Raw genomic sequence first — 24,932 nt, forward strand, 5'->3', positions numbered from 1 at the left:
GCGGAGTTACTCTCTTCTCCGCATGGGGAACCCTCGTGCAGGAGCGCGGAACTCTATTTGCAATAGCTTCAGGAGACAACCAGGGAGCGAGACCCATGAAGACTCTGTCCTTCGTCATCGTCCTGCTTCTGACCAGTGCGTCTGCCTGGGCGGCAATGGTGCAACCCGTTCCCGCGACAAGCTCAACGTCGTCGGAACAGATTGTGCCCGATCATGTGATTCTGTTTGTGCTGGAAGGAGTCGATCAGCCGGCGCTCACGGCGGGGCCGATGCCGGTCCTGAAGCGCCTTGTACAGGATGGGGCCGTGACATGGTCGGCCGCAACGAGTACGCCTCCGCTTCGCCTCCCGGCCATGGCCTCCCTGCTCACGGGGCTACCGGTCGAGAAGCACGGCATCACATGGAACACCTTCGAATTCAGCCGAGGCTATCCTCGCCCCCCCACGATCTTCGACTATCTCGACCTCAGCGGCGGGCGGGACAGCGCCATCTTCCTGATGGACGAATCGCTCTACCAGCTCGCGAAACCGGAACCCTATACGGATTATCAGCTGTGCGGGCCGCTCAAGCCGGAATGCAGTCCGGAGCGGCTCGTGTCCTATATCAAGCAGTATTTCAAGAAGGCGACGAGCGGCCATGGATATGGGCATGCGATTCTGGCGCTGCCGCATCTCCTCGTGGTGCATCTGCCGGATGGAGGGCGCGCCGGCGTCGAGCGAGGCTGGACCTCGAAGAACTATCGCACAGCGCTCCAGTCGGTGGATCGGGCGATGGGGTCAGTGCTGGAGATCTTCAAAGAGCATGGATTGCTCACGCGCACCACGGTGTTTGTCACGTCTTTGAGTGGGACCGGCGCGACGAAACCAACAGCGGCAGAAGCGCAGACCACACCCGTCTCATCGCTCGTCCCCTGGATTGCCTCCGGTGTCGGGATTAAGACCGGACATGCGATTCGTCAGCCCGTCTCCATTGTAGATACCGGCGCAACAGTGCTGCGGGCGTTTCGAGTTGAGACGCATACCGAGTGGGACAGCCGTGTGGTCGAGGAGATCTTTCGCGACGCCGGCGCCATATCCGCTATTCCGACGAAGGGACGGTGATTGCGCATGACCTCTGCCGACTACAAGCCGCGCCTTACTACGCAGATCTGGCGCATAATCCTGGGTTGCGCCTCTGTCGCATGGATTACGTGGGTGGGGGCCGACGCTATCGCAGATTCGCGTGAAACGTCGGCGAAGGCCTATGCCATCACCATCGATGCCACGTCGATCGTGTCCCAAAGCTGGTGGCAGGTGCCGGGCGTGACTCCCTCGATTTGGACCTCCGATCCAGAGACGTCCGATGCCTATCGGACATCGGAGCCTCGCGATCTTCAGTTGAAGCCGGGCCAATATAAATTCATCAGCTTCACGTTCGACTTTCCCTTTGAGGTGACGCCGGAGGGAGCCGTGGCATATGCACCGACACTCGATCAATGCGTGGAGGGACGTGGCACACACACCTTGATCGTGCGATGCAAGCGGACCTATCCGCATGGGGGACAGCCGGAGTATTCCTTCGCTCCATGAACCAGGAACAGAGAGGCACTATGGGAACGCAACATCGTTTGACGAAGTGGTTGTTCGTGATGCTGGCGCTGGCCGGGTCGGCACTGGCTCACGATAGAGCGGCTGCCGCCGGGACTAAGCCGGCAACACCCGCACAAAACGGCCCGGCTCGCATCGTGTCGCAATATGGTGCGGCGCTCGCCGCGAGCCGGGTGACAGAGTGGGCTGCACTCGATTTGGGTTGCTTGACGCTCAGGCGCCAACGAGGCCTATCCGAACAGACCGACAGGGCCTGCTGGGACGGCACGCTGAAGGTCCATCGGGAATTGGTCCAGGATCATCCGGAAACCGGAATCTTCGAGTCGGTGGGGCGGGGGGTTGGGTTCGGCTTGCTGTCCGAAACACATCGCCATGCCGATTACTGGAAGGACTATATGCCGGCGGTCGCCGTCTCCCCTGCCGTAATCGGCAGCGAGGAGGGAGCAGGTCCCGCCCTTGAAGTCCTCACCGTCTCACCCACCAGACCCTTCGCCTTGAAAAATCTCACAGGGAAAGATCCGGTGGGGGTTTCCGGCCATACCGTCGAGATCAGGGTATCCTATCCGGATCCTCTGACGGCTCCTCTCGCGTTGCGCCCAGGAGAGGTATGGTGGGCCAGCGGCGTCCTGCGCCGATACGGTCCGGTCAAAGAAATGACGGTCCGATTCGTGGTGGTTTCAGGATTGCGAAAGCTGGGCTATCCGGTCGATCAGGCCGTCATCAATGAGGCCCTCCCCGATGCGCCGGTGCAGGTCGGCATTCATTATGGGCGTCTTCCGAAAACAAGCGATCCCGGTGGGCAGCAGAACGAAGAGGTCAAGAATCGCTTAGGGGCCGGCGGGCTCGTCCTGGGTTCCGCTCGCTGGTGGGACCTGAAGGACGCGCGACCGATCTTTGCCACCGCGCTGGCACGCGCCAAACAGATGCCACGCTCCGTTGAACGGACCAGGCTTCTGACTCGGCTGACCTTGATCGATTCAGACGATCCGGCCTTGCACAGGGTCATCGCCGACGACAAGTTTCGGACTTTTATCTTAGAAGGTCTGGCAAAAAGTGAAATCTCTGGACCGGATAGTACGGTGACGGAGAAGCTGGCAGAATTGTATTGGAACTTTCAGGCGCAGAGTTGGCGCCAGGAGCTCACGGAAGTCGCAAAGGGGCACTCTCACGCAGCGGAGGCGTTCTACCAGGCCATCGATTCCCTTGAGCATGTCACGAGCGGCGGACGGGCGACTCCCGAAGAACGGAGGCAACTCGGCGCACTCTCTCGATGGAACAACGATGCGACCACCGCGCTGACGGTGCATGAAGCACTGCTGAACGACATCGCCCCGGAAGGACCTCTTCATGGCCGGCTGTTATCCGAACTCGCCTGGGACCGGATTCAGTGGCTCTCCTGGGAGCGCCGATACGGGCATCCCTGGCTGGACCAGGCCCGCCAAGAGGCCGAGCAGGCGTTGAGCCAGGTCGAGACTCCCGTCGATAAACTCGTGGCCGCATATGCGTTGGTTCTGGTGGAGGCCCTGCGGGTGCCGCGCGAGCCGGCGCGCCTCCAGGAACGACTGCGCACCGTGAAGACCTGGCACGATCGCGTGACCGGCGTTGCCGGCCTGTGGCCCCATCTCATCGGGAACGACATGGTGAAGGCCTTGGTGCCTGGCGGTACCGAAGTGATGCTGCCCATGACGGATCGTGCCGCCGACGTGCTCGATGTCGAAATCCATTCCCAACCGCCGCAGCAGGATATTGTGTGGCAGTGGAACTTCGACCAGGATGTTCCCCAGGCACTGCCCGTGGGATTCGTGGCGGTGAGTACGCCTGGAGCGAAGCCCTCTGGCTGGCATGTGCTCCCGGACGGCCAGATCCCCACGCCCGGGAAACTGGTCGTCCAGGATCTCCCATGCGGGACAAGCGATTGCGCCCATCTGCTGCTGGCCGATCGCATCCGCACCACCTATCCTGACATCGCGGTACAGGTCCAGGTTCTGTCGGCAGACGGCAGTGGCGAAGCCGGAATCGCACTAGCTGTGCGCGACAACCGGAATTTCTATGCCGTCACGCTCAATCCCTCGACAGGCAGGCTGACCACGAGGCGCGTGGCCGACGGCCGCACGACGGTGCTGGGGGACATCCCGGTCAAGCTGACCCAACGTCCGTGGCATAGCCTGCGAGTTCAACGAATCAATTTCATTCACCTGGATCGCGGACGCCTGAGTGTATTTATCGACGGAGCCCAGGTCGCCGCAGTGGCGGACGAGTGGATCACGGGGGACGGGTCGATCGGGCTGATCACGTTCGGCCGAACCGCGGCACAGTTCGACGGGCTCCACCTGCTCGATCTCGTGTCGAATCGCACGCTGTCTGGCCCCGCAGCCTATTGAACGGGCCCTTGTGGCCGGAGGACTCCTGTGCAACATCTTCGCGACCTCGAAGACCAAAGCGTCTATGTGATCCGTGAGTCCTACAAACACTTCGACAACCTCGCCATGCTCTGGTCGATGGGCAAGGACTCGACCGTGCTGCTCTGGCTTGCACGCAAGGCCTTCTTCGGGCATGTGCCGTTTCCACTGGTACATATCGATACGGGTTACGAGATGCCGGAATTGATCGACTATCGGGACCGGCTCTGCCGAGAGTGGGGGCTCAATCTGGTCGTCGGCCAGAACAAGGAGGCCTTGGCGGAAGGTATGAACCACACGGTCGGACGCGTAAGCTGTTGCTCGGCCCTCAAGATCGAGGCGCTCAAACAGACCATCGCCACACATGGGTGGACGGCCGTCATTCTCGGCATTCGCGCGGACGAGGAAGGCACGCGGGCGAAAGAGCGCTACTTCTCGCTCCGGGACAAACATGGAGAATGGGATTTCCGCGACCAGCCTCCGGAACTGTGGGATCAGTACAAGACAACGTTTCCCGCCGGTTCTCATGTACGCGTGCATCCGCTGCTGGATTGGACCGAACTCAACATTTGGGAGTACATCGAGCTGGAGCAGATTCCCCTGCCGAACCTGTACTTCGACCGGGGCAACGGCACCCGTTATCGGAGCCTCGGTTGCGTGCCTTGCACGGGAACTGTCAACTCCTGTGCGAACACGATTCCACAAATCATCACGGAGTTGCGGACCACGACGACCGCTGAACGCGCCGGTCGGGCACAAGACGAAGGCCGCGGCATGGAAACCCTCCGCAAACTCGGACATATGTAACCACTCACGACTCGCGCAGCCTGCTCCCTCTCCAACTTCCCCCTCCCCCAATCTGCAACCCTTCTACGCACGGCGGCATGCGATGGCTACGGCCACGTGCAGGCATGCACGAGCGTGTGTCTGCGCACTTATATTTGAGGGCAGGATCTGCTTGCGCTGGCCGTTCGACGACCCTGGTAGATCGGTTTCTCCTTATTCACGAAGCGGTTGCGCACCCTCATTGAAGGAAGACCACGTCGCGGCCCTCTTCTTGCTGTATGTAGAGGGACAAGGGACAGAAGGGAATGGTGAACAGCATGACACAGGCGAAGGAGAAGCCGATGCCCTATACCGACGTGCAGCGAATGGAGCTGCGCTCCTATGCCAACCTCGCAGGCGAGGTGGTGGCGCGTCTCTGGCCGATGCGGACCTTCATCTCAAGAAATCCGCTGCAGGGACTTGAGTCGCTTAGTTTCGACAAGGCCGTGAGCCGGGGAGAAGAGCTCTTCAGCGGGCGGGGGTATTTATCCTCTGAGGCCTATCGCGACGCGTTTCGAAGCGGGCGTATCCAACAGCGGCATCTGGATGAGGTCTTACGGTCGCTCGACTCCGGGAAAGAAATTGTCTTCGGCGATCGCAGGCTTTCCCACCTGGACCTTCTCCGTGCCGCGATGGTGCATGGCGTGCAGCCGTCCTCCTCCGACCGATCCGCACCGGCCGGGTCCGGATCGCCACGCGAGGACGCCACGTCCCTCGCCCAACTCACGCAGTGGATCACAGCAATCCTAAAATCCGATGTGTTGGCCGAGAGTGAGAGCCTGCGCCTCTGTGAGCCGGACGAGTGGCCCTATCGGGAAACGATGGCCACCTGGTGCGATCGGACGATCGGGACCGATCTTGATGACCAAATTAACCGCCAATTGATCAAATGGAGTGCCGCCTTCTGCGACGAGGGGGAAGCCACCTGGTCGATGCCCCGTCGCGAGGGCACATTTTTTCGTGCCTGGAAGACTGCCGCGCAGCATGACCTGAGTCTGTCCTTGCTCGGAATCGACCGGGCATCGGAAAAAATCAGCGCGTTATCAGACCGCCCCGAGGATGCGCTCCTGGAATCGCTTGAGCGACTGAAGGTCCCCACATCGGCGTGGGAGGAATATCTCTCGCGCCATGTAGCGGCATTGCCGGGATGGGCCGGATTCATTAAATGGCGTGCCGAACAAACGGCGTATCCCTGGCAAGAGGCCTATCGCATCGACTTGGTGAAATATCTCGCCGTGCGCCTGTTCTATGAGCGGGAGCTGGTGGACGTCTCCTGCCGGAACAGTTTGAACTGCTCAGGGAATATCGAGGCGATTCAGGATTATGCGCGGCGGTTTCCCCATGCAGTCTGGTTTCGCCGTACGCTCCTGAAGGGACAGCTCCCGAAGAAAGCCTCGGCGGATGCCGCGAGGCTGCAGGGCTGGTGGCGATCGTCGGATGCCCAGGCCTGGGAGGATCTCGGTCGGCGGTGGTACGGCGAGCACCGGCTTCTCCGCCTGGAAGAGGCCACCACCGACTATGCCCGCACCCTATTACGGCTGGCTGAGGCCCTCGACATCCCCACCGAGCAGATCGTCTCGATGGCGCCTGGCGATCTCAGGACGCTCCTGCACTGGTTCCGGGCCTTTCCAGAACAGCTGCATGGCTCCAAGTGGCTGGAGGCCTATGAACGTTCGCACCAGGCCATAATCCTGCGGCAGCTGGACACGCAGGCTCACGGCGACGTCCGTCTACAGCGCCATGGGAGCCCTGTGCGTCCGCCCGCGCAGCTCGCCTTTTGTATCGATGTGCGATCGGAAGTCTTTCGCCGGCATCTGGAGCAGCGCGGCGGCTATGAGACCTTCGGTTTTGCCGGATTCTTCGGGTTGCCTGTCGCCTATCGCGCGCTCGGCACAGACTTTTTGACGGACCTGTGCCCGGTGCTCCTCAAACCGAAGCACATCGTTCGCGAGATCCCGCGGACCTATCAGAACGGGGCCGCGCTGCGACGGAAATCGAGCAGCCAGATGGCCAAGGTCGGACATGACCTGCTGCAGGATCTCAAACACAACGTCGTGACGCCCTATGTCATGGTGGAAGCGATCGGATGGCTCTTCGGATTGCCGTTGTTAGGAAAGACGCTTTGTCCTCGCTGGTATCATCGAGTGGCAACCTGGCTGAAGCACTTGTTTATGCCTGAGGTGGCCACGACCTTGACGGTAGACAAACTCCCCGCCGTTGAGGCGGAAGAGATGGTCGCGGCCGAGCAACGGATAGATATTACACGATGGCTGCGTGCGAGATTCGACGTGCCGGGCCACCGGCTGACGGCTGACAGGCTTGAGGGCATCCGGCGTCAGGCTCTGGGAGAAGGCCCAGAGCTCCAGTCGGCGTCGGGCGATCTCGGTCATCTCCTGGCTCTCTCGACGACGGAGGAAGAGGCCTTGATCGAGGACCTCCGCCGTGAATGCCGGATCACGCCTCGCGGCACCGCAGCCCAGCTCGCGCGGATCGCGCAGAGAGGGTTCACGCTGACCGAACAGGCGTACTACGTGGAGACCTCGCTTCGGCTCATGGGCTTGACCTCATCCTGGTCGCGCCTCGTCATCCTGTGCGGGCATGGGAGCACCTCACAAAACAATCCCTATGAATCGGCGCTGGATTGCGGCGCCTGTGGAGGGAGCCATGGGCTTCCAAATGCACGCATGTTCGCGATGATTGCCAACCGGCCACACGTACGCGAGCTATTGGCGAAGCGGGGCCTGTCCATCCCGGCGGACACCCATTTTCTCGCGGCCCTCCACGACACGACGACGGATCACGTCCGGATCGCGGATCTGGAAGATGTGCCGCCGACGCACCGCAAGGAGCTGGCGCAGGTGCTGGAAGACGTGAACGAAACCGGGTCCATGGCTGCCGCTGAACGAGGGATCGCGCTGCAGGCCGCGTCCACCCGGCACGATCGTCGAAACTCGCTGCAGGACGTGCAACTCCGCAGTATGGATTGGGCGCAGGTCCGTCCTGAGTGGGGCTTGGCAAGAAACAGTCTGTTCATTATCGGGAGCCGACAGTTGACGCAGGGGGTCGATCTTGAGGGCCGATCCTTCCTGCATTCCTACGACCATCGGCCAGACCTGGACGGGAAGCTGCTGGAGATCATCATGACGGCGCCCCTGATCGTGGCGCAATGGATCAATCTGGAATATTACTTTTCAACGGTAGATCCGGAGACCTACGGCAGCGGCAGCAAGGTGTACCACAATGTGACGGGTCGTATCGGGGTGATGACGGGGGGGCAAAGCGACCTCCGGATGGGATTGCCCGTTCAGACAGTCATGAACGGCCCGCGCCCATACCATGAGCCCATGCGCCTGACGGCCATTATCGAAGCCCCGCGGGACCGGATTTCTTCCATCATCAATCGCCAGCCGCTGCTGCAGGGGATCTTCAACAATCGGTGGCTTCACCTGATCGCCTACGAACCGAGCGAACGGCGATATTATCGCTATGAGGGCGCAGGAGAATGGGTTCACGTCACCATTGAGACCGTCGATAACGAAACGGCTGTCGCCGGCGAGCGGGCCTAAGCCGCGTCACGCAGGTGCGGTACGAGTAAAGGAGAGAGGTATGCCGGATACGGATTCGATGAAGTTCCCGCGATATCAGGCGGTTCCGTTCTCCTCCTACAAAGAGGTGACCGATTTTCTGCGCGAACTTGAAACCGCCTGCATCCTGCGCGGCCAGCCCTCGGACGGCACCGTCAGCTTCGGAGCCCTCGCACGATGTCTGCACGAACTCGGCCGTCCAGACCGAGCCTACCGGTCCGTACACATCACCGGCACCAACGGAAAAACCAGCGTGAGTCGTATGACGGCGGCGTTGATCCAAGCCAGCGGGATGAAGGTCGGACTCTATACCAGTCCCCATCTCGGACATTTTCGAGAACGGATCGCCGTCAACGGTCAGCCGATTAGCGAACGGGAATTGCTGGATGCCTGCAACCACCTCAAGTCGCTGATGGACTGGGCAGGAGCCGAACTGACGTCCTTTGAGTTTCTCACCGCCGCCGCCTTCTTCGCGTTCCGCACGGCCAAGGTGGACTATGCCGTCGTCGAGGTCGGTATCGGCGGGCGGCAAGACGCCACCAACATCATCGCGCCCGAGGTGTCGGTCATCACCAACGTGGACTACGACCATATGGATATTCTGGGCGACAGGCTGGAGCAGATCGCCGCGGAAAAATCAGGGATCATCAAACCGTTGACTCCCGTCGTCTGCGGGCCCATGCAGGAGGGTCCTCGATCGCTGATTCTGTCGCGGGCGGAGCAGCTGAAGGCTCCGGTCTTGTCGATCGGACAGGAGTATGACACCAGTGATTTCGTGCGCACCGGGTACCGTGGAACATGCACGATTCGAGTCGGAAGCACCATCTGGGAAGAGGTCACCGTGGATTCCCCCGCCGCCTTTATGGCCACCAACGCCGCACATGCGGTCGCCGCCTATGATGTCCTTCGACGCCGCGGGTTGGTCACGGCCTTGGATGGACCGGCGCTTCGTCACACATTCGAACAGATTCACTTGCCGGCCTGCTGTGAAGTACTTCCCGGACATCCGACGATCATCATCGACGGGGCCCACAATGCGCCGGCTGCCGCCAGTCTCTCTTCAACCATCCGAAGCGTCTGTGAAGGCCGCCGAACGGTGTTGCTGGTCTCGCTTTCACGGGAGAAAGAGTTCGAAAAAATTATCCGGCATCTGGCCTGTGCTGGAGCTGACCGGGCCATCTTCACCCGGTATCCACAGGATCGCTCGGTCGACCCTCAGGATCTTTCGGATATCTGGCGATCCTGTACGCCGGCCGCGGCAGAAATCGTGGGCGACCCCGATGATGCCTTTCGCAGGGCAGTCCAAGGAGCAGGGTCTCAAGGGCTTGTCGTGGTCACCGGGTCTTTGGAGTTGGGGGGCTATTGCCGTCCCCTCGCGCAAGCGGCGTTATCGGACGTTGGCGTCTAACCGCCTCATGTGACGCCGGAGTTTCGACGCGCATACTGCCTCCGGGGAGGATGGAAGGTGCATCGAAACCCATCAAACGAGAAACATTACCGACAATGCGGTGTCGAGATAAGGAGGATGCGATGGATGAGCATGCGCAAGATCAGGTGGAGGCGTCTATGAGTCAACCGAACCGGTCCTTCGAGAAGACCAGGACGCGATGGATCCTGGCGCTGATTGTCACGGCGTTTGGGGTTTCCGGAGTCTCCCCTGGATTTGGCGCATCCGCTCGCCCCGTCACGCTCCAGCCGGACCATGCCACTCCTGGCGCAACCCTGTCGCTCAACGGGAAAGGATTTGGGAATTTCCAATCTGTCCAAACTAATAAAGTCACGGTGAACGGTGTGCCGGCTCTCATACAGCGATGGGAATCTGACCTGATCGAAGTGAAGGTGCCGTTGACGGCGACAAGCGGTCCCGTTGAGGTGGTGGTGGGTAAGAAGAAGCGGCCTGCCGGGACATTGACGATCGTGCAACCGCACATCGAGAGCATCACACCGGCGGAAGCCGAGCGGGGCACGCTGCTCCAGATCACGGGGCGCCATTTCGGCGTGACGGCAGGCGCGCGCGATCCCAATACCATGTTCGGCGTGAATGATGTGGTGATCGGCGGTGGCGTGGTGCGCCCTCGGCGATGGACAGACAACCTGATTGAAGTCAAGATCCCCGCGAACGCGGTGTCCGGAGACGTCGTCGTTCGCTTGGCCTCTTCCGATCCGCTGCCGGATGGATCCTGCTGCGCACCGGTGACGCATGTGGTGAGTAACGCGGTGCCGATCTCGTTGATTCCTTCAATCCGTGTGGACCCCGTCCATGGTCCTGCCGGCACCAAGGTCGTGCTGTTTGGGCAGGGGGTCGGCACCGGCAAGGGGCCGAACGACGCGGTACTGATCGGCGGGAAGCCGGCCACGATTGCGCAATGGAACGACGAGGTGATTGTCGTCCATGTGCCACTCGGGGCTGAGTCGGGCCCGATGGTGCTGAAGAGCCGCGGGCGCGAACGGACGGTGGGCACCTTCACCGTCCATGTTCCCAAGGCCACCACGATAAGTCCGGCGAGCGCGCCCATCGGCACGCTGCTCCGCATCAACGGAGAGCACTTCGGGTACTATTCCGAAAGCGGCTCGACGCCCTACAATTTCATGGACTTCAATACAGGCGAAAATCGCGTGGAGATCGGCGGGGTCCCGGCCGTCATCTATCGCTGGAACGACGACCGGATCGATGTCTGGGTGCCCTTCAGCGCGAAAAGCGGACCAGTCGTGATCTATCGCAGTGCCAACAAGCCGAACCCGGATGGCTCCTGCTGCGCCGAACGGGGAGTGGTGGCGACGGGCGCCGGAGACTTTACGCTGGTGACGCCGGTCATCGAGTCGTATGAACCGAAATCAGCCGGGTTGGATGAGCGGGTGACGATCAAGGGGAAAGGATTCGGAACGTTTCTCAAGACCGCTGAGCATACGGAACTGGCGATAAACCAGAAAGCCTATAAGCGGCGACTCGATGTGGAAATCAACGAGTCCGATACGAGCACGACCGTCGTGTCGAACGTGTCGAGAACGGAAGTGCTGTTCAATGGGGCGGCTGCCCTGGTTCAGTCTTGGAGCGATACGGAGATTGTGGTGACGGTGCCGCATCGGAATCTCTATGGGATCGGGAGGCGGGGTGAGTTTTTCGACAATCTGGCGACTGGTCCGCTGGTCGTTCGGCGTGGCTCCTGGGATGTGCTTCCCGATGGCACCTGCTGCTCGCCGAAGCAGTGGGTGACGCGTGAGGCCGGATCGTTCACGATTGAAGCGAAGGGACTCCCCGACACAGGCTATTGGAATAACAATCGGCCCGACGCGAACACCAATCAGTAGCGGAAGGTCGAACCAGAGGCATGGCGATGTCGGGCGCGGCGAGCCGCACGTCGTCACCACTCAATAGAGAACGAAGATTACTGAACGGGAGGACGATGACTCCAACAGGGAAAGTGCTCCCGGCAGCGAACGAGGAGTCGATCAGGCTTGCCGCCGAGGTGATCCGGAACGGCGGCCTCGTCGCCTTCCCGACCGAAACGGTGTATGGGCTCGGCTGCGATGCGCTGAATCCCGATGCCGTGGCGCGCGTTTTCGAGGCCAAGCGCCGACCGTCGTTTGACCCCCTCATCGTGCACATCGCGACCGAAGCGTCTCTCGATGGGTTGGTTCAGGCCATCAGCCCAGCCGAACGCCGATTGATCAAACGATTCTGGCCCGGTCCGCTGACGCTCGTCCTCCCGAAGCGAGCGCAGGTTCCCGATCTCGTGACGGCAGGGCTTCCCACCGTCGCGATTCGGATGCCGTCCCATCCGGTGGCACAAGCGCTGATCCGGGAAGCGGGCGTCCCGATCGCCGCGCCAAGCGCCAATCCGTTCGGCTACGTAAGTCCGACGTCTGCGCAACATGTGGTGGAGGGACTCGGCGATCGCGTCGACCTGATTCTCGACGGAGGCCCGTGCCCGATTGGCGTGGAATCCACCATCGTATCGATGGGCGACACCTGGCCGGAGGTCCTGCGGCCTGGCAACATTACGCTCGCAGAAATCCAGGAAGTCATCGGCCAGGTTGTGCGAGGGACTGCCAGCCGGCCCGTGGCTGCGCCGGGCCAACTCCCCCGCCATTATGCAACCAGGACACCGCTAACCATTCTGGCTGCTCAAGGGGCCAGACCAGTTGTTCATGGCCACGAGCGCGCCGGACTGTTGGCTGTCTCGGCACCGCTCCACAGGGACGAGGGGTTCTGCGCGATCGAAGTGCTCTCGACATCAGGCGATCTGCGGGAGGCTGCACGGAATTTGTTTGCGGCGCTGCGGAGGCTGGATGCGCTGGGCCTCGATCGCCTGTACGCCGAGCCCTGCGACGAACGAGGCCTGGGTCTGGCAATCATGGACCGGCTTCAGCGCTGTGCAGTGTCAACCGACTAGCGACTGTCGCGCCTGTAGTCATGGATATAGAGGTGACGGATATTTTGACGGATTTCGTTCCTGCCACACCACGAGCGCTGATGGAATGAAGAGGGAGATCAAACTGGCAACCGGCACACGTTCCAAAAAGCCGCGCGCGGCGAGCGACAGCGCATCTCTCGGTGGGCTGCGGTCCGCTCGGCAAGGGTTTCCGTCCGTGGTCTTTTGTGACGGCAAAACTCCACAAGAAATTGTGAGGCTCGCGCGCAAGCTGCTGGCTCAGCATCGGCATCTGCTGGTGCCCCGGGTTTCGCCAGAGATTGCACGTGCCCTGCTGCGATTGGATCGCCGCGCCGTGTATCACAAGGCGGCCAAAGCCGTCACGGTTCAGGATCCAACACAACGGCTCAAGGGAGACCTGTTGATCGTGACGGCGGGAACCGCCGACACCCCGATTGCGGAGGAAACGCGAGTGACGGCTGAAGTGATGGGGAGCCGGGTGGAAGTGATCTCTGACGTGGGTGTGGCCGGTCTACACCGAGTGCTGGCCCGTCATAGCAGACTCTTGCAAGCCCGTGTCATCGTGGTGGTAGCCGGTATGGATGGGGCGCTTCCGAGCATCGTCGGCGGACTGGTCAACTGCCCCGTCATCGCAGTCCCGACAAGCATCGGCTACGGGGCCAGCTTTGGCGGCGTCGCCACTCTCCTCACCATGCTGAACTCATGCGCCTCCGGCGTGGGGGTGGTCAACATCAACAACGGATTCAGCGCCGGCTGCCTGGCGCACCGCATCAATATGGTAACCGGTGAATAGAGAATGGCTGTTGCCGTCTCTACCGACAGACGCGGCACGTCTTCACGCTGGTCCGTTGAATCCTCATGCTGACTGGCAGCCGTAACAGAGCCGACAACGCGACCTTCCTCTATTCCTGCCTCAAAAATTCTTTCAGGTCGGACCACCTAGCACTGAACCTCCACGAGCATTGAGCAGTGACGCACAGCTCACCGTGCAGCATCGTGTGCCGATGCACGGGAAATTTCTTACCCCCAGAACAACATGTACGCGCCGCGAACTCCCGATCGTGTGAGCCGCGAATTTGCTGGTGAATTTCGATGGTCCGTTCGGAGCGCAGGCCCCACGCGCTCTGGAATCTGTTTTGCAAACATGACCAGTCATGGGAACGGATGGTCCGATCCCCCTTGCTGCTTAAGGGAGGTTGTTGAATGGGTACACAGCATATCGTAACGATGTTGCCGGGAGAGGGCACTGGCCCGGAAATTTGTGAAGCGGTGCGGCTGGTGATCGATGCCAGCGGCGTCAATATCAAATGGGAGTACGAAGAGATCGGACTGGACTGCCTGGATAAGCACGGCACGTTGCTGCCGGACAAGACGGTCCAAGCCATCGCCAGAAACAAGATCGCGTTGAAAGGGCCCACGACCACGCCGATCGGGACCGGTCACAAGAGCGCGAACGTGACACTGCGGAAGGTGTTCGACCTGTACGCCAACGTGCGGCCCGCGAAGCTGATCCCAGTGCTCAAGAGGCCCTGGGACAAGATCGATATCCTGAACTTTCGGGAAAACACCGAAGACTGTTACGCCGCCATTGAACACATGGTGTCCGACGAAGTGGCGCAATGTTTAAAAGTCATCACCTGGCCTGGCTCCTATCGTATCGCTGAGTTTGCCTTTAAGTGGGCCAAAGCCAATGGGCGCAAGAAGATCTACTGCGTCCACAAGGCCAACATCATGAAGATGACCGACGGGCTCTTTCTCGATGCCTTCAGGGAGGTCGCCAAGAAATATCCGGATATCGAGTCCGGCGACATCATTGTCGACAATTGCTGCATGCAGCTCGTGAGAAACCCGGCACAGTTCGACTGCTTGGTGCTCCCGAACCTGTATGGCGACATCCTGACGGATCTCTGTGCCGGACTGGTCGGCGGGCTCGGGTTTGCACCGGGCGCCAACGTAGGCGATAACTGCGCGATTTTCGAAGCGGTCCACGGCTCTGCGCCGAAGTATGCCGGACTGAAGAAGGTCAATCCCTCGGCCGTGCTGGTCTCCGGAATCATGATGCTCCGTTGGTTAAAAGAAGAAGCGGCAGCCGATCGGATCCAAAAGGCGATGTTTGCCGTTCTCGATGAGCGGAAGCACGTGACATACGACGTCGGCGGGACGGCGACAACGGACGAGTATGCACAAGCCATCGTGGATAAAATGCAGGCGAAGGCCTGAGCTCAAGACTACTGGCTGAATGAACAAGGAGAACACCCATGCCAACATGTACTGAAATTGCGAAAGCGACGAAGAAGAAACGCGAGATCAAATTGGTCGGGATCGATATGTACCTCATCTACGATAAGGGGATCCCGAAATTCGAAGACATCGGGCCGTTCAAGTGTGAATTCATTTCGAACCGAGGCACGAAAGTCTGGCCCGGCTTTGTGAGCCCGGATCTGCTGCAGGTCAATTGGTACCGCTGCAGGTTTATGGCGACCAAGGACGTACAAGATGCGGACGTCAACACCTTTCTGGACGCCTTGACCAAGCAGGGCTGGTGGTGGTCTGCCTCCCAGAAATTGTGGAACTACGACGGGGAAGCCGGATTCAGCAAGGCGTACTAGGCGCCACATGCGCCTGACGTCTCCAACGGCGACGTCAGGCTGCCGTGCAGCGTTAGAACATGAACGGGTTGGAGCGCTGCGTGCCTCGTGAGTTACGGGGCACGCAGCGACTCTCCCTCGAACATGCTGAACATCAAACGTGCCGCTGATCCCCCAATATGGAGGAGCCTATCGATGGACCCACAGGGTGACGAAGTGCCGGCGCCAAGGCTCCTCGAACGCTCTGAATCAGCCATGGGAATGGACTCCCGCGGCTCCCTGCGCTCGGAGCGCGATGAGACGAGCGATCCCTCCTCTCAGTCGATTGAAGAATTCATCCGCGACCGTTTCAGCACGAAGCTTGAAGACCCGCACACAGGTCGCATGATTCGATGAGCAATCTCTGAGGTACCAATGACACACACGACTCGCAACAAGGCCGATGTCGAATATGCGATTATGTTGGCCGTGCTGAACTTCCAAAAAGAGTTCATGCAATCGCACTATTCGCACATCCAGGTTCGGTTTCTTGAGAATTTGATCGAGGTGGACCTGACCAGAACCTCGCCGATTCCGGCAGAAGAGCGGCTCGCTCAATCCCAGGAAGGACGTACCCAGCTCAAACAGATGCACCGGGCGTTGTTCAGCGCAGGACGGGATATGTTGAAGCAACAGCTTGAAGAGATACTCGGCAAAAAGATCTGTGAGATAGTCGCCGATCTTGAACCACTTTCAGGGAAAAGCATGATCGTCATCAGGCTGGATGAAACAGCTGATAGCTCAGCTTGATTGTTCATAACCTTGATCTGCCTATTTCAACCCTCCTCTGCCGGCCGCCATCTCACTGTTACACCAATCATTGATGCCAGGTAGCGCCAAGTGCCCCGCCCGGTAAATCTAAACCAACGAGACCTGAGAAATTTCCCCGCTGACCATTTGGCAGCCCTGATAACCTGACGTTGCGCACCCCTTCAGGTGCGAAAAATGGTTACACACTGGCCCCACACCTACCCTAAGAACCCGTCACCGGTAGCCGATGAAGCCCAGTAGTTCGTGGCGGTCTGATCCAGCCCCGTATGAGGTGGCAGAAAATACCGAACACCACGGCTTAGAATAATGCAAAAATTTCTTGGAACCGAGAACTAGCCCGAGGGGTCAACAGTGAGGTATGGGGTGAGTGACGGGTTTCGAAGTGGGGATTTTCTGCCCCGCTTCAGCCAAATGACTCTTGCAGAATCAGGCACTTAGCATACCGCCACTAACTCCCCTGTTTGTAACTGTGCTGCCGTTGTGTTTTCGCGTCTTGTCACTCTATCGAGCACCTCTGCTCCCGCTCTTAGGCTTTCCGAGTGATGATGCGCGTAGCGCATGACCATGGAAAGCGTCTTCCATCGGCCGAGCTTCTGCACAGTGTACAGATCCACCCCGGCTTGGACTAAGCGAGTCGCAAAGGTGTGCCGAAGGTCATGAAAGCGCAGGTGTCCAATGTTCGCCTTCTCGATTGCCGAGTGCAACCCTCGCAGCACGTTATTGATGAGGATGGCATTCCCTGTGGCGGTGAAGAAGACATACTTGGACGTGAGATGCCGAACCTTTGCCCTCTCCTTCAACACGTCAAGCGCTCGAACATTTAACGGCAGCGTATCGATGCTCTTATTTTTCTGCTCTAGGATCGTGATGGTCCTTCGTGAAAAATCGACCTCAGGCCACTGGAGATGCAGCACTTCCCGATGACGTAGGCCGGTGCTGACAGCAAAAACAATCAGCTGCTGCAACCACGGAGGAGAAGCGGCGAGTAACCCTTCTTCTTCCTCCAGTGTCAGCCACCGTGCCATGTGATTCCGCACCTTTTCTCTGGAGACTCGCTTCACGGGATTGTCCCTGACCAGCTCCCATTCTTTTACACAGAGGGTAAAAGCATGGCTCATCAGGGTCAGCTCGTTATTGATGGTTTTCGGTGAGACTCCGTCTAGACGCCGCTTAGACTTGTAGTCCGCTATCAGCCTTGGTCTGATTGCTGACAACATCATGTCTCCAAAAAACTCTGACAGACGGTCCCTCATCCCACGGTCGCGACGCTGAGAACTCAGCGCCTTATTTCTATCCGTGTGTTCTGTCAAATACCGCTCCATCATGTCACGAAACGTCGTGTCCTCACCCGGTAAGCGATCAAACCATTTGCCTTCAGCGATCTTCCCTAAGACACTGTGATAAATCCGTTCCGCTAACTTCCGGTCCACAGTTTCCGTTGATTTCCGTGTCAACGTCCCGTTGTAGGTGAATCTCATCCACCAGACCGGGCCTCGTTTATACAGACCCATTGGGGGTTACTCCTTTCTTTTCCCTGGGTCTGGTCTCCCGAGGCGGAGTATAAACATCTCGTTTCGCAGCCGCAATGAGACGCTCCACCTCGCTTTGGGGTTGAGGAGGTGAGGAAGGAGAGCCAGCTGTACCATGAGCAGGAGTAAAGGAATCTAGCCAATGATGAATCTCTTCCTGGTCAAACCGAATTAATCCGTGAATCTTGCGACAGGGGATTTTGCCTTGCGCTGCCCAGAGATAGAGCGTGGATGGCTTGATATTCAGCTGAGCCGAGAGGTCCTTGATCGTTAGCAGCATGGCATCACAGCAGGGGGAGTCTTACGACACCCCCTTCCCCCCCTGAAACGGTGCGCCCGCGTCACCGCCGGCGTCCTGATTAGAACTCGATGGTATCTCTTTCTTCAGCAGCCCCCGATGCTTATTGTTCCATCGGCGCTTCCCCGCAAGGATTTGCCGCTCCAACCAGGCGTGCCCCCCGGGATCTGCCGCATAGATAACGGCCAACATGGGAGCCACGGACTGACTGACCCAGCGCTTCACCTTGGGGAGGGTCTGGGCCTCCTTCTCCACGACGAGACGGCCCTTCTTGAACCCGTCGGTGAGCAGCAGCCACCAGTCAAGGAGTGGGGCCCGATACCGAAACTCGTCCTCCTCGTCTCGGGTGGTGTCTCGGAAATCGACATATCCTCGTAGCACCCCGACGATGAATTCGAGCCAGTCGGTGTCCTCCAGGTAGGACAGGACCTGTCCACAGACCTGGGCGCGGTCCTTTTTCAACTCCAACTCCCACCGGATGCCGTAGTCCTGCCAATCCTCTCGCTGTTTGGCCTGACTCTCCAGACGCTTGTCATAGATGCGCAGCATCGTTTGACTCTGAGGACTGCCGAGATAGAGGGTCTCTCCGCTGGGCGTGTCTTTATGGATGGACCTGGATGAAATGCGCTGCATCCGGTCAGCTCGGGTGACACACTGACCGGCTTCAATGGCCTGTCTGATCGTCGAGAGTGGGACATAGCTGTTCCGATCATCGAGCGCACAATCGAGGCGTGTCAGGTGACCCTCTTGCTTCAGAATCCATTGGAGGACCGTCCGGACCTTCTCCGTGGGCCAAGGGGCCACAATGCCAGCGGAGAGATCGACATGGACTTCGAAGGGCGCACGGGGCGCGCCAGTACCCAGTTTGCCCACCCCCCGGCTAGCACTCGTGGTGATCCAGGACGCGGGATAGCCGCGAAAACCGGTTTGGCCCTTGGTCCAGTCCCCTCCGAGCATCTGCATCGTGTCCTGGAGGGAGCCTGCCGGCAAGGTGAAGGCGAGCCAATCTATGGTGAGGGTGAAGGGGGAACTCATCGAATCCGTAGACCTCCTGTAATGATCCCTGTGGGTAGTGCCCCCGTGTTACCAGACGGGGGCGTGTCGTCCTGCGCGCGGCCGGCGGTGCCGTCCGGCGCGCGGGACGAGCATGGCCCATACTTGGCCTCCGCGTTCCGCTGCATACACGTGATTGCTTTGTGGAGATCAAACCGTAACGCGGTCCTGACCCGTGTCGCCGGAATCTCACCTTTGCGAACTGCCCGCCGGATGGTATCCGTGCTCACGCCCATGAAGGCCGCGAGTTCCTTGATCGAAAAATTCGTTGTTTTCATGCGCGCTCCTTGGTTGTTGAACGTGACCCCACGATAACGCCGGAGACTCCGTCTGGGAATTAGGCAGATATAGGCAGTTGTGTGCTCTCGGCGCATTTCATCGCGCTCAGATGATCAAGGCTGCATCCGCTCAGCGTGATAAGGAGCGTAGACCAAAGAGGGGGAGAATGGAATTAGGCAGCTGAGGACTGGTTAGGCCAGGAGGGGACAGTGAGGGACAGAATTCAACGGTCACCATCGGGAGCACAGATTGACGTTTTTATTGGAAAGAGCACGAGATCGCTCGTGTAGGGATATGTAGCCGCCCATAGTCCTGAATCAGGTTGCTACTACACCACACCCAACTCGATGCGAATGGCCGGACACGGCCAGGTTGCGACAGTCGCTAAGGCAAGCTCCGCGCCGGAAAGCTGCCGTTCATGCGATTGTGTTTGTTTCGTGCTCAACTCTACCTCATTCCAGTCAACTCCAGCCAAAGCTCAGATTTCCCGCTACGCTTGGCTGAAGTAGGTCTGAGTCGGCTGGGGGAGGGTCGTAGAACACCCGCTTATCGGCGACCACAAAACCTGCCGAAATGTCTTCCTGTAAGTTCTCGAAAGTGGGCTATCTCCGGTTTCATTCATACACCTAACTCGCTGTCTTTGAAACCGGCAGCAGCCCAGTCACAACGGCCACGATGGCGTGCGGGTTGTCGTCGTTGTCGATAAGGCATCGTCGACAGACTGTCGAATCAGGAGAAACCTGTTCCGGATGCTCCGCAGTCTTTACACCGTTTTTACATCCTGCGGTCTATTGTGAATGCGGACCAGTAGAGAAAGACATACTGGAAACATTTCCTTTAGCGTCAATTAGGAGCCTGCATATGGATCTCATGTACCTGACCATCGCCGCCACGTTTTTTCTGCTAACCGGCTGGCTCATCTCGGCGCTGGAGCGACTATAAAGGGGGACGGCTATGAATGCGATGTATGTGCTCGGTGGAATACTGTCGTTGGGATTGTTGATCTATCTCATGGTCGCGTTGCTGAAACCGGAGTGGTTCTAATGACGATCAACGGCCTGGTTCAAATCGGACTGTACTTTATCGTGCTGCTCGCGCTGGTCAAGCCAGTGGGTTGGTATATGGCCCGAGTGTACGAAGGCCAACCCTGTGGGCTCGACCGGCTGGTGGGCCCTCTTGAGAGGCTGGTGTATCGCCTGTGCGGAGTGCGGTGCACCGAGGAGATGAGTTGGAAGACCTATGCCGTCGCGATGCTTCTGTTCAACGGCGCCGGGCTCTTGGTCCTCTATGCGTTACAGCGCTGGCAGGGATTCTTCCCATTCAATCCGCAGGGATTTGGCGCCGTGGCTCCTGATCTCGCGTTCAACACCGCCGCGAGTTTCGTGACCAACACGAACTGGCAGGCCTATGGAGGCGAAGCGACGTTGAGTTATCTCACTCAGATGCTCGGGCTCACGGTCCAGAATTTCGTGTCTGCGGCGACAGGGATGGCGATTCTGGTCGCGCTGATTCGCGGCTTGGCGCGTCGGACCTCGGAGACCATTGGGAATTTCTGGGTCGATTTGACCCGCAGCACCCTCTATATCCTGCTACCTCTTTCCGCCATCATCGCCCTGATCCTGGTGTCACAGGGAACGGTCCAGACTTTTGGAGCCTATCACACGGCTGCGCTGGCTCAGCCCGTGACGTATGACAAGCCGCTCACCGATTCAACAGGGCAGGCCATCCTGGACGAGAAGGGCCAACCGAAGACTGAATCAACAATAGCGGCCGAGCAGATCTTGGCCGTTGGGCCCGCTGCATCGCAGGTCGCGATTAAGCATCTGGGGACCAACGGCGGCGGGTTCTTTAATGCCAATGCGGCCCATCCGTACGAAAGCCCCACACCCCTGACGGACTTCCTCCTCCTGCTCGCTGAGACCTTAATCGCCGCATCCTTGACATATACGTTCGGCAAGATGGTTGGCGACACGCGTCAGGGTTGGGCGCTCCTTGCCGCGATGCTCAGCGTGCTCGCTCTCTTCATTCTCGGGGCCTATTGGGCGGAGTTGGCGGGAAATCCTCGCATCGCCACGTTGGGCATCGATCAAGCCGCCAGCAACGCGCAGCCTGGCGGCAATATGGAGGGCAAGGAAGTCCGCTTCGGCGTCGCCCGCTCGGCGCTCTTTGCCACCGCGACGACTGCCACCTCGACCGGAGCCGTGAACTCGATGCACGATTCCTTTACCCCGCTCGGTGGTTTGGTCCCGCTCTTAATGATGCAATTCGGCGAGGTGATTTTGGGCGGAGTCGGCTCCGGGCTCTACGGCATGGTGGTCTTTGCGATCATCGCCGTCTTCGTGGCCGGCTTGATGGTGGGACGCACGCCGGAATATCTGGGCAAGAAGATCGAACCCTATGAGATGAAGATGGCCTCCCTGTTGATTCTGATCATGCCGATGGTGGTCCTCGGTTTCACGGCCGTGGCGTCGGTGACAGGCGCTGGCACCAGCTCGATTTTGAACCCGGGCCCCCATGGGTTCAGTGAGATGCTCTATGCCTATAGTTCGATGGGGAATAATAACGGCAGCGCGTTCGGTGGACTGAATGTCAACACACCCTTCTACAACCTCACCGGCGGGATCGCGATGCTGATCTCCCGCTTCTGGTTGGCGATTCCCACGTTGGCCTTGGCCGGCGCGCTGGCCAGGAAGAAACTTGTGCCGGCTGGCCCAGGAACCCTGCCGACCCATACGCCGCTGTTTGTCGTGCTGCTGATCGGTGTCGTCGTGTTGGTGGGAGCCCTGACCTTCGTGCCTGCACTGGCCCTGGGTCCAATCGTAGAACATATCCTGATGGTGAGCCGATAACAGCGCTGGAGTGGAGGATGTTGAGATGACAACGCAAGATAAGAAAAGGTCATTGTTCGATCCTAGGATTATGCGACGAGCGCTGCTGGAATCCTTCCGGAAGCTGCATCCGCGCCACCAAATTCGCAATCCGGTCATGTTCGTGGTCGCGGTCGGGAGTGTGCTGACGACCGTCCTGTTCTTCCAGGCACTGTTCGGGACAGGCGAAGCGCCGGTCTGGTTCATCCTCGCCGTCTCGCTCTGGCTTTGGTTCACCGTGCTGTTCGCGAACTTTGCCGAAGCGATGGCGGAAGGGCGCGGAAAGGCGCAGGCGGAATCGCTGCGCAGTTCGCGGCGTGAAATGAACGCGAAAAAACTAGGCGAGCCTGAGTCCGGCGACCAGTATCTCAGCGTTCCCTCCTCCGTGGTCCCCGCGAGTACCTTGAAGCGGGGAGACGTCGTGTTGGTGGAGGCAGGGGATTTTATCCCCTGCGACGGAGAGGTCATGCAAGGCATCGCCTCGGTGAACGAAAGTGCCATCACCGGTGAAAGCGCCCCTGTCATTCGTGAGAGCGGCGATCGGAGCGCTGTGACGGGCGGCACACGCGTCCTGTCGGACTGGCTGGTCATACGGGTCACGGCCAACCCAGGAGAGACATTTCTGGACCGGATGATTGCGATGGTCGAGGGGGCCAAGCGCCAAAAGACGCCGAATGAGATCGCGCTGAACATTCTGTTGGCAGCGCTGACAGTCATCTTCCTTTTGGCGACGGCCACATTGCTTCCCTTTTCGCTCTACAGCGTGCAGGCGGCAGGACAGGGGGCTCCTGTCACGGTGACGGTCCTGGTTGCGTTGCTGGTCTGTCTGATCCCGACGACGATCGGAGGATTGCTCTCTGCCATCGGCATTGCGGGGATGGATCGCATGGTGCAGGCGAATGTCATCGCCATGTCGGGAAAGGCGGTCGAAGCGGCGGGCGATGTGGATGTATTGCTCCTCGATAAAACCGGCACCATTACATTGGGGAATCGGCAAGCGACCGAGTTCCTTCCGGCCGACGGAGTGAGCGATCAGGCGCTGGCCGATGCGGCCCAGCTCTCGTCGCTGGCGGATGAGACACCGGAAGGACGCAGTATCGTCGTCCTGGCCAAGGAACAGTATGGATTGCGTGCGCGCGACATTCACGAGTTAGGCGCGACATTCATTCCCTTTACGGCTCAAACGAGGATGAGCGGCGTCAATTTGAACGGGCGGGAAATACGCAAGGGGTCTGATGGCGCAATCGAAGCCTATGTGACGGAACGGGGTGGGCATTTTTCTCAAGCGGTCCGTTTACACGTGGAGACCATTGCGAAGCAGGGGGGTACCCCGCTGGTCGTGGCGGAGGGGCCGAAAGTGCTGGGCGTGATCTACCTGAAAGATATCATCAAGGGCGGGATCAAAGAGCGGTTTGCCGAATTGCGACGGATGGGGATTAAGACCGTGATGATCACCGGCGACAATCCGCAGACTGCGGCGGCCGTGGCTGCGGAGGCTGGTGTGGACGATTTCCTGGCGCAGGCCACGCCGGAAGCCAAACTCAAGCTGATTCGCGAGATGCAGGCCGGCGGACGGCTCGTCGCGATGACGGGAGATGGGACGAACGACGCGCCGGCCCTCGCTCAGGCAGACGTCGCCGTGGCCATGAATACCGGCACGCAAGCCGCCAAGGAAGCCGGAAACCTCGTTGACCTGGATTCAAATCCGACCAAGCTCATCGAAATCGTGGAAATCGGCAAGCAGCTCTTGATGACCCGAGGGGCGTTGACCACGTTTAGCATTGCCAATGATGTGGCGAAGTATTTCGCGATCATTCCCGCAGCCTTCGCCTCGACCTATCCTGCGCTCAGCGTGCTCAATATTATGGGACTGGCGACGCCGGCTAGTGCCGTATTGTCGGCCGTGATATTTAACGCGCTGATTATCATCGTCCTCATTCCTCTCGCCCTCCGTGGTATCCGGTATCAACCGATCGGCGCCGCGTTGCTGCTTCGCCGGCATCTCCTGGTCTACGGGTTAGGCGGGATCATTGTCCCCTTCGTGGGCATCAAGCTCATCGATATGTTGCTTATCGCTCTGCATTTAGTCTGAGGAGGTATCTATGCGGACCCAACTTCGCCCAGCTTTGCTGATTCTCATGGCCCTGACCCTCATCACCGGGTTCCTCTACCCGCTCGTGATCACAGGGGTCGCGCAGGTGCTGTTCCCGAGGCAGGCCAATGGCAGTCTGATCCTGATCGCCGGCAAGCCGGTCGGATCTTCGCTGATCGGCCAGCCATTCGACGCGCCGAAGTATTTTTGGGGTCGTCCTTCTGCCACGGCACCGTTTCCCTATAATGCCGACGCTTCGTCCGGCTCTAATCTGGGCCCGACCAATGACGCGCTGATGAAAGCCGTGCAGACTCGGATCGATGCGCTCAAGGCCGTCGATCCGGACAATTCTCTTCCCCTCCCGGTGGATTTGGTCACCGCTTCGGGGAGCGGTCTCGATCCGCATATCAGTCCCGCCTCAGCGGCATACCAGGTGGCACGCGTCGCGCGCGTCCGAGGGATGGAAGAAGGCGTCGTCCTCCGACTGGTCTCTCAGCATACGGAAGGCCGTCAGTTGGGGATTCTCGGAGAACCCAGGGTAAACGTGTTGGCACTGAATCTGGCACTGGATACTCACGTGAAATAGAACCACTCGTACGATCATTCCTGGCACTAAGGACCAACTGTG

General features: G+C 59.4%; 21 protein-coding genes. 17 read left to right on the forward strand and 4 right to left on the reverse strand.

Annotated features, from left to right (window positions below):
* Nucleotides 1–95 precede the first annotated feature (95 nt).
* The 13 genes from Q8N00_15510 to Q8N00_15570 all read left to right on the forward strand — a co-directional run bounded on the left by Q8N00_15510 (nt 96) and on the right by Q8N00_15570 (nt 16,165).
* Nucleotides 96–1,100, forward strand: a complete 1,005-nt coding sequence (locus tag Q8N00_15510; protein ID MDP2384198.1) for an alkaline phosphatase — start codon at nt 96–98, stop codon at nt 1,098–1,100.
* 93 nt (nt 1,101–1,193) lie between these two features.
* On the forward strand, nt 1,194–1,568 hold the full coding sequence (locus Q8N00_15515) for a hypothetical protein (GenBank protein ID MDP2384199.1): 375 nt from the start codon (nt 1,194–1,196) through the stop codon (nt 1,566–1,568).
* Nucleotides 1,569–1,588: 20 nt separating this feature from the next.
* The gene (locus tag Q8N00_15520) at nt 1,589–3,967 is read left to right on the forward strand and encodes a hypothetical protein (GenBank protein MDP2384200.1); all 2,379 of its coding nucleotides are present in this window, start codon (nt 1,589–1,591) and stop codon (nt 3,965–3,967) included.
* A 27-nt stretch (nt 3,968–3,994) separates the two neighbouring features.
* Complete coding sequence (cysD, locus tag Q8N00_15525) at nt 3,995–4,792, forward strand: sulfate adenylyltransferase subunit CysD (GenBank protein ID MDP2384201.1); 798 nt, start codon at nt 3,995–3,997, stop codon at nt 4,790–4,792.
* 296 nt (nt 4,793–5,088) lie between these two features.
* Complete coding sequence (locus Q8N00_15530) at nt 5,089–8,376, forward strand: DUF2309 domain-containing protein (protein MDP2384202.1); 3,288 nt, start codon at nt 5,089–5,091, stop codon at nt 8,374–8,376.
* A gap of 40 nt (nt 8,377–8,416) precedes the next feature.
* Nucleotides 8,417–9,802: a Mur ligase family protein gene (locus tag Q8N00_15535; GenBank protein ID MDP2384203.1), complete on the forward strand. Its 1,386-nt coding sequence runs from the start codon at nt 8,417–8,419 to the stop codon at nt 9,800–9,802.
* A gap of 122 nt (nt 9,803–9,924) precedes the next feature.
* Nucleotides 9,925–11,703 (forward strand): IPT/TIG domain-containing protein, encoded by a 1,779-nt coding sequence (locus Q8N00_15540; GenBank protein ID MDP2384204.1) that lies wholly within the window; start codon nt 9,925–9,927, stop codon nt 11,701–11,703.
* Between the two features lie 95 nt (nt 11,704–11,798).
* On the forward strand, nt 11,799–12,788 hold the full coding sequence (locus tag Q8N00_15545) for an L-threonylcarbamoyladenylate synthase (protein MDP2384205.1): 990 nt from the start codon (nt 11,799–11,801) through the stop codon (nt 12,786–12,788).
* Between the two features lie 85 nt (nt 12,789–12,873).
* Complete coding sequence (gene larB, locus Q8N00_15550; protein ID MDP2384206.1) at nt 12,874–13,581, forward strand: nickel pincer cofactor biosynthesis protein LarB; 708 nt, start codon at nt 12,874–12,876, stop codon at nt 13,579–13,581.
* A 410-nt stretch (nt 13,582–13,991) separates the two neighbouring features.
* A complete protein-coding gene (locus Q8N00_15555) occupies nt 13,992–15,008 on the forward strand; it encodes an isocitrate/isopropylmalate family dehydrogenase (protein ID MDP2384207.1) in 1,017 nt (338 codons plus the stop codon).
* Between the two features lie 38 nt (nt 15,009–15,046).
* On the forward strand, nt 15,047–15,397 hold the full coding sequence (locus Q8N00_15560) for an isocitrate dehydrogenase (GenBank protein MDP2384208.1): 351 nt from the start codon (nt 15,047–15,049) through the stop codon (nt 15,395–15,397).
* Nucleotides 15,398–15,571: 174 nt separating this feature from the next.
* A complete protein-coding gene (locus tag Q8N00_15565) occupies nt 15,572–15,772 on the forward strand; it encodes a hypothetical protein (protein MDP2384209.1) in 201 nt (66 codons plus the stop codon).
* A gap of 18 nt (nt 15,773–15,790) precedes the next feature.
* Complete coding sequence (locus tag Q8N00_15570; GenBank protein ID MDP2384210.1) at nt 15,791–16,165, forward strand: Na-translocating system protein MpsC family protein; 375 nt, start codon at nt 15,791–15,793, stop codon at nt 16,163–16,165.
* Nucleotides 16,166–16,620: 455 nt separating this feature from the next.
* Here the strand turns inward: Q8N00_15570 and Q8N00_15575 are convergent, their stop codons facing one another.
* From Q8N00_15575 to Q8N00_15590, 4 genes are all read right to left on the reverse strand, one after another.
* Nucleotides 16,621–17,211: a site-specific integrase gene (locus Q8N00_15575; protein ID MDP2384211.1), complete on the reverse strand. Its 591-nt coding sequence runs from the start codon at nt 17,209–17,211 to the stop codon at nt 16,621–16,623.
* Between the two features lie 472 nt (nt 17,212–17,683).
* Nucleotides 17,684–17,995: a helix-turn-helix domain-containing protein gene (locus Q8N00_15580; protein MDP2384212.1), complete on the reverse strand. Its 312-nt coding sequence runs from the start codon at nt 17,993–17,995 to the stop codon at nt 17,684–17,686.
* A gap of 21 nt (nt 17,996–18,016) precedes the next feature.
* Entirely contained in the window at nt 18,017–19,048 is a 1,032-nt protein-coding gene (locus tag Q8N00_15585; protein ID MDP2384213.1) for a replication initiation factor domain-containing protein, read from the reverse strand.
* Nucleotides 19,045–19,344, reverse strand: a complete 300-nt coding sequence (locus Q8N00_15590; GenBank protein ID MDP2384214.1) for a helix-turn-helix domain-containing protein — start codon at nt 19,342–19,344, stop codon at nt 19,045–19,047. The genes Q8N00_15585 and Q8N00_15590 overlap by 4 nt, the downstream gene beginning before the upstream one ends.
* Nucleotides 19,345–20,299: 955 nt before the next feature.
* On the opposite strand from Q8N00_15590, the gene kdpF reads away from it, so the two are divergent.
* The 4 genes from kdpF to kdpC are packed head-to-tail and all read left to right on the forward strand — an operon-like array spanning nt 20,300 to nt 24,890.
* Nucleotides 20,300–20,389, forward strand: coding sequence for a K(+)-transporting ATPase subunit F (gene kdpF, locus Q8N00_15595; protein MDP2384215.1), 90 nt, complete (start codon nt 20,300–20,302; stop codon nt 20,387–20,389).
* Entirely contained in the window at nt 20,389–22,194 is a 1,806-nt protein-coding gene (gene kdpA / locus Q8N00_15600) for a potassium-transporting ATPase subunit KdpA (GenBank protein ID MDP2384216.1), read from the forward strand. Before kdpF ends, kdpA begins: the two co-directional genes overlap by 1 nt.
* Nucleotides 22,195–22,219: 25 nt before the next feature.
* Nucleotides 22,220–24,304 (forward strand): potassium-transporting ATPase subunit KdpB, encoded by a 2,085-nt coding sequence (kdpB, locus tag Q8N00_15605; GenBank protein ID MDP2384217.1) that lies wholly within the window; start codon nt 22,220–22,222, stop codon nt 24,302–24,304.
* Between the two features lie 10 nt (nt 24,305–24,314).
* On the forward strand, nt 24,315–24,890 hold the full coding sequence (gene kdpC / locus Q8N00_15610) for a potassium-transporting ATPase subunit KdpC (protein ID MDP2384218.1): 576 nt from the start codon (nt 24,315–24,317) through the stop codon (nt 24,888–24,890).
* The last annotated feature ends 42 nt before the right edge of the window (nt 24,891–24,932 follow it).

Source organism: Nitrospirota bacterium (genome assembly GCA_030684575.1).
Classification (GTDB): domain Bacteria; phylum Nitrospirota; class Nitrospiria; order Nitrospirales; family Nitrospiraceae; genus Palsa-1315.

Excerpts from the sequence above, each read along its gene's own strand:
- Q8N00_15510 (MDP2384198.1), top strand. The coding sequence starts at position 96 with ATGAAGACTCTGTCCTTCGTCATCGTCCTGCTTCTGACCAGTGCGTCT.
- Q8N00_15520 (MDP2384200.1), top strand. The coding sequence starts at position 1,589 with ATGGGAACGCAACATCGTTTGACGAAGTGGTTGTTCGTGATGCTGGCG.
- Q8N00_15530 (MDP2384202.1), top strand. The coding sequence starts at position 5,089 with ATGACACAGGCGAAGGAGAAGCCGATGCCCTATACCGACGTGCAGCGA.
- Q8N00_15535 (MDP2384203.1), top strand. The coding sequence starts at position 8,417 with ATGCCGGATACGGATTCGATGAAGTTCCCGCGATATCAGGCGGTTCCG.
- Q8N00_15540 (MDP2384204.1), top strand. The coding sequence starts at position 9,925 with ATGGATGAGCATGCGCAAGATCAGGTGGAGGCGTCTATGAGTCAACCG.
- Q8N00_15545 (MDP2384205.1), top strand. The coding sequence starts at position 11,799 with ATGACTCCAACAGGGAAAGTGCTCCCGGCAGCGAACGAGGAGTCGATC.
- larB (MDP2384206.1), top strand. The coding sequence starts at position 12,874 with ATGAAGAGGGAGATCAAACTGGCAACCGGCACACGTTCCAAAAAGCCG.
- Q8N00_15555 (MDP2384207.1), top strand. The coding sequence starts at position 13,992 with ATGGGTACACAGCATATCGTAACGATGTTGCCGGGAGAGGGCACTGGC.
- Q8N00_15560 (MDP2384208.1), top strand. The coding sequence starts at position 15,047 with ATGCCAACATGTACTGAAATTGCGAAAGCGACGAAGAAGAAACGCGAG.
- Q8N00_15565 (MDP2384209.1), top strand. The coding sequence starts at position 15,572 with ATGGACCCACAGGGTGACGAAGTGCCGGCGCCAAGGCTCCTCGAACGC.
- Q8N00_15570 (MDP2384210.1), top strand. The coding sequence starts at position 15,791 with ATGACACACACGACTCGCAACAAGGCCGATGTCGAATATGCGATTATG.
- Q8N00_15575 (MDP2384211.1), bottom strand. The coding sequence starts at position 17,211 with ATGGCACGGTGGCTGACACTGGAGGAAGAAGAAGGGTTACTCGCCGCT.
- Q8N00_15580 (MDP2384212.1), bottom strand. The coding sequence starts at position 17,995 with ATGCTGCTAACGATCAAGGACCTCTCGGCTCAGCTGAATATCAAGCCA.
- Q8N00_15585 (MDP2384213.1), bottom strand. The coding sequence starts at position 19,048 with ATGAGTTCCCCCTTCACCCTCACCATAGATTGGCTCGCCTTCACCTTG.
- Q8N00_15590 (MDP2384214.1), bottom strand. The coding sequence starts at position 19,344 with ATGAAAACAACGAATTTTTCGATCAAGGAACTCGCGGCCTTCATGGGC.
- kdpF (MDP2384215.1), top strand. The coding sequence starts at position 20,300 with ATGAATGCGATGTATGTGCTCGGTGGAATACTGTCGTTGGGATTGTTG.
- kdpA (MDP2384216.1), top strand. The coding sequence starts at position 20,389 with ATGACGATCAACGGCCTGGTTCAAATCGGACTGTACTTTATCGTGCTG.
- kdpB (MDP2384217.1), top strand. The coding sequence starts at position 22,220 with ATGACAACGCAAGATAAGAAAAGGTCATTGTTCGATCCTAGGATTATG.
- kdpC (MDP2384218.1), top strand. The coding sequence starts at position 24,315 with ATGCGGACCCAACTTCGCCCAGCTTTGCTGATTCTCATGGCCCTGACC.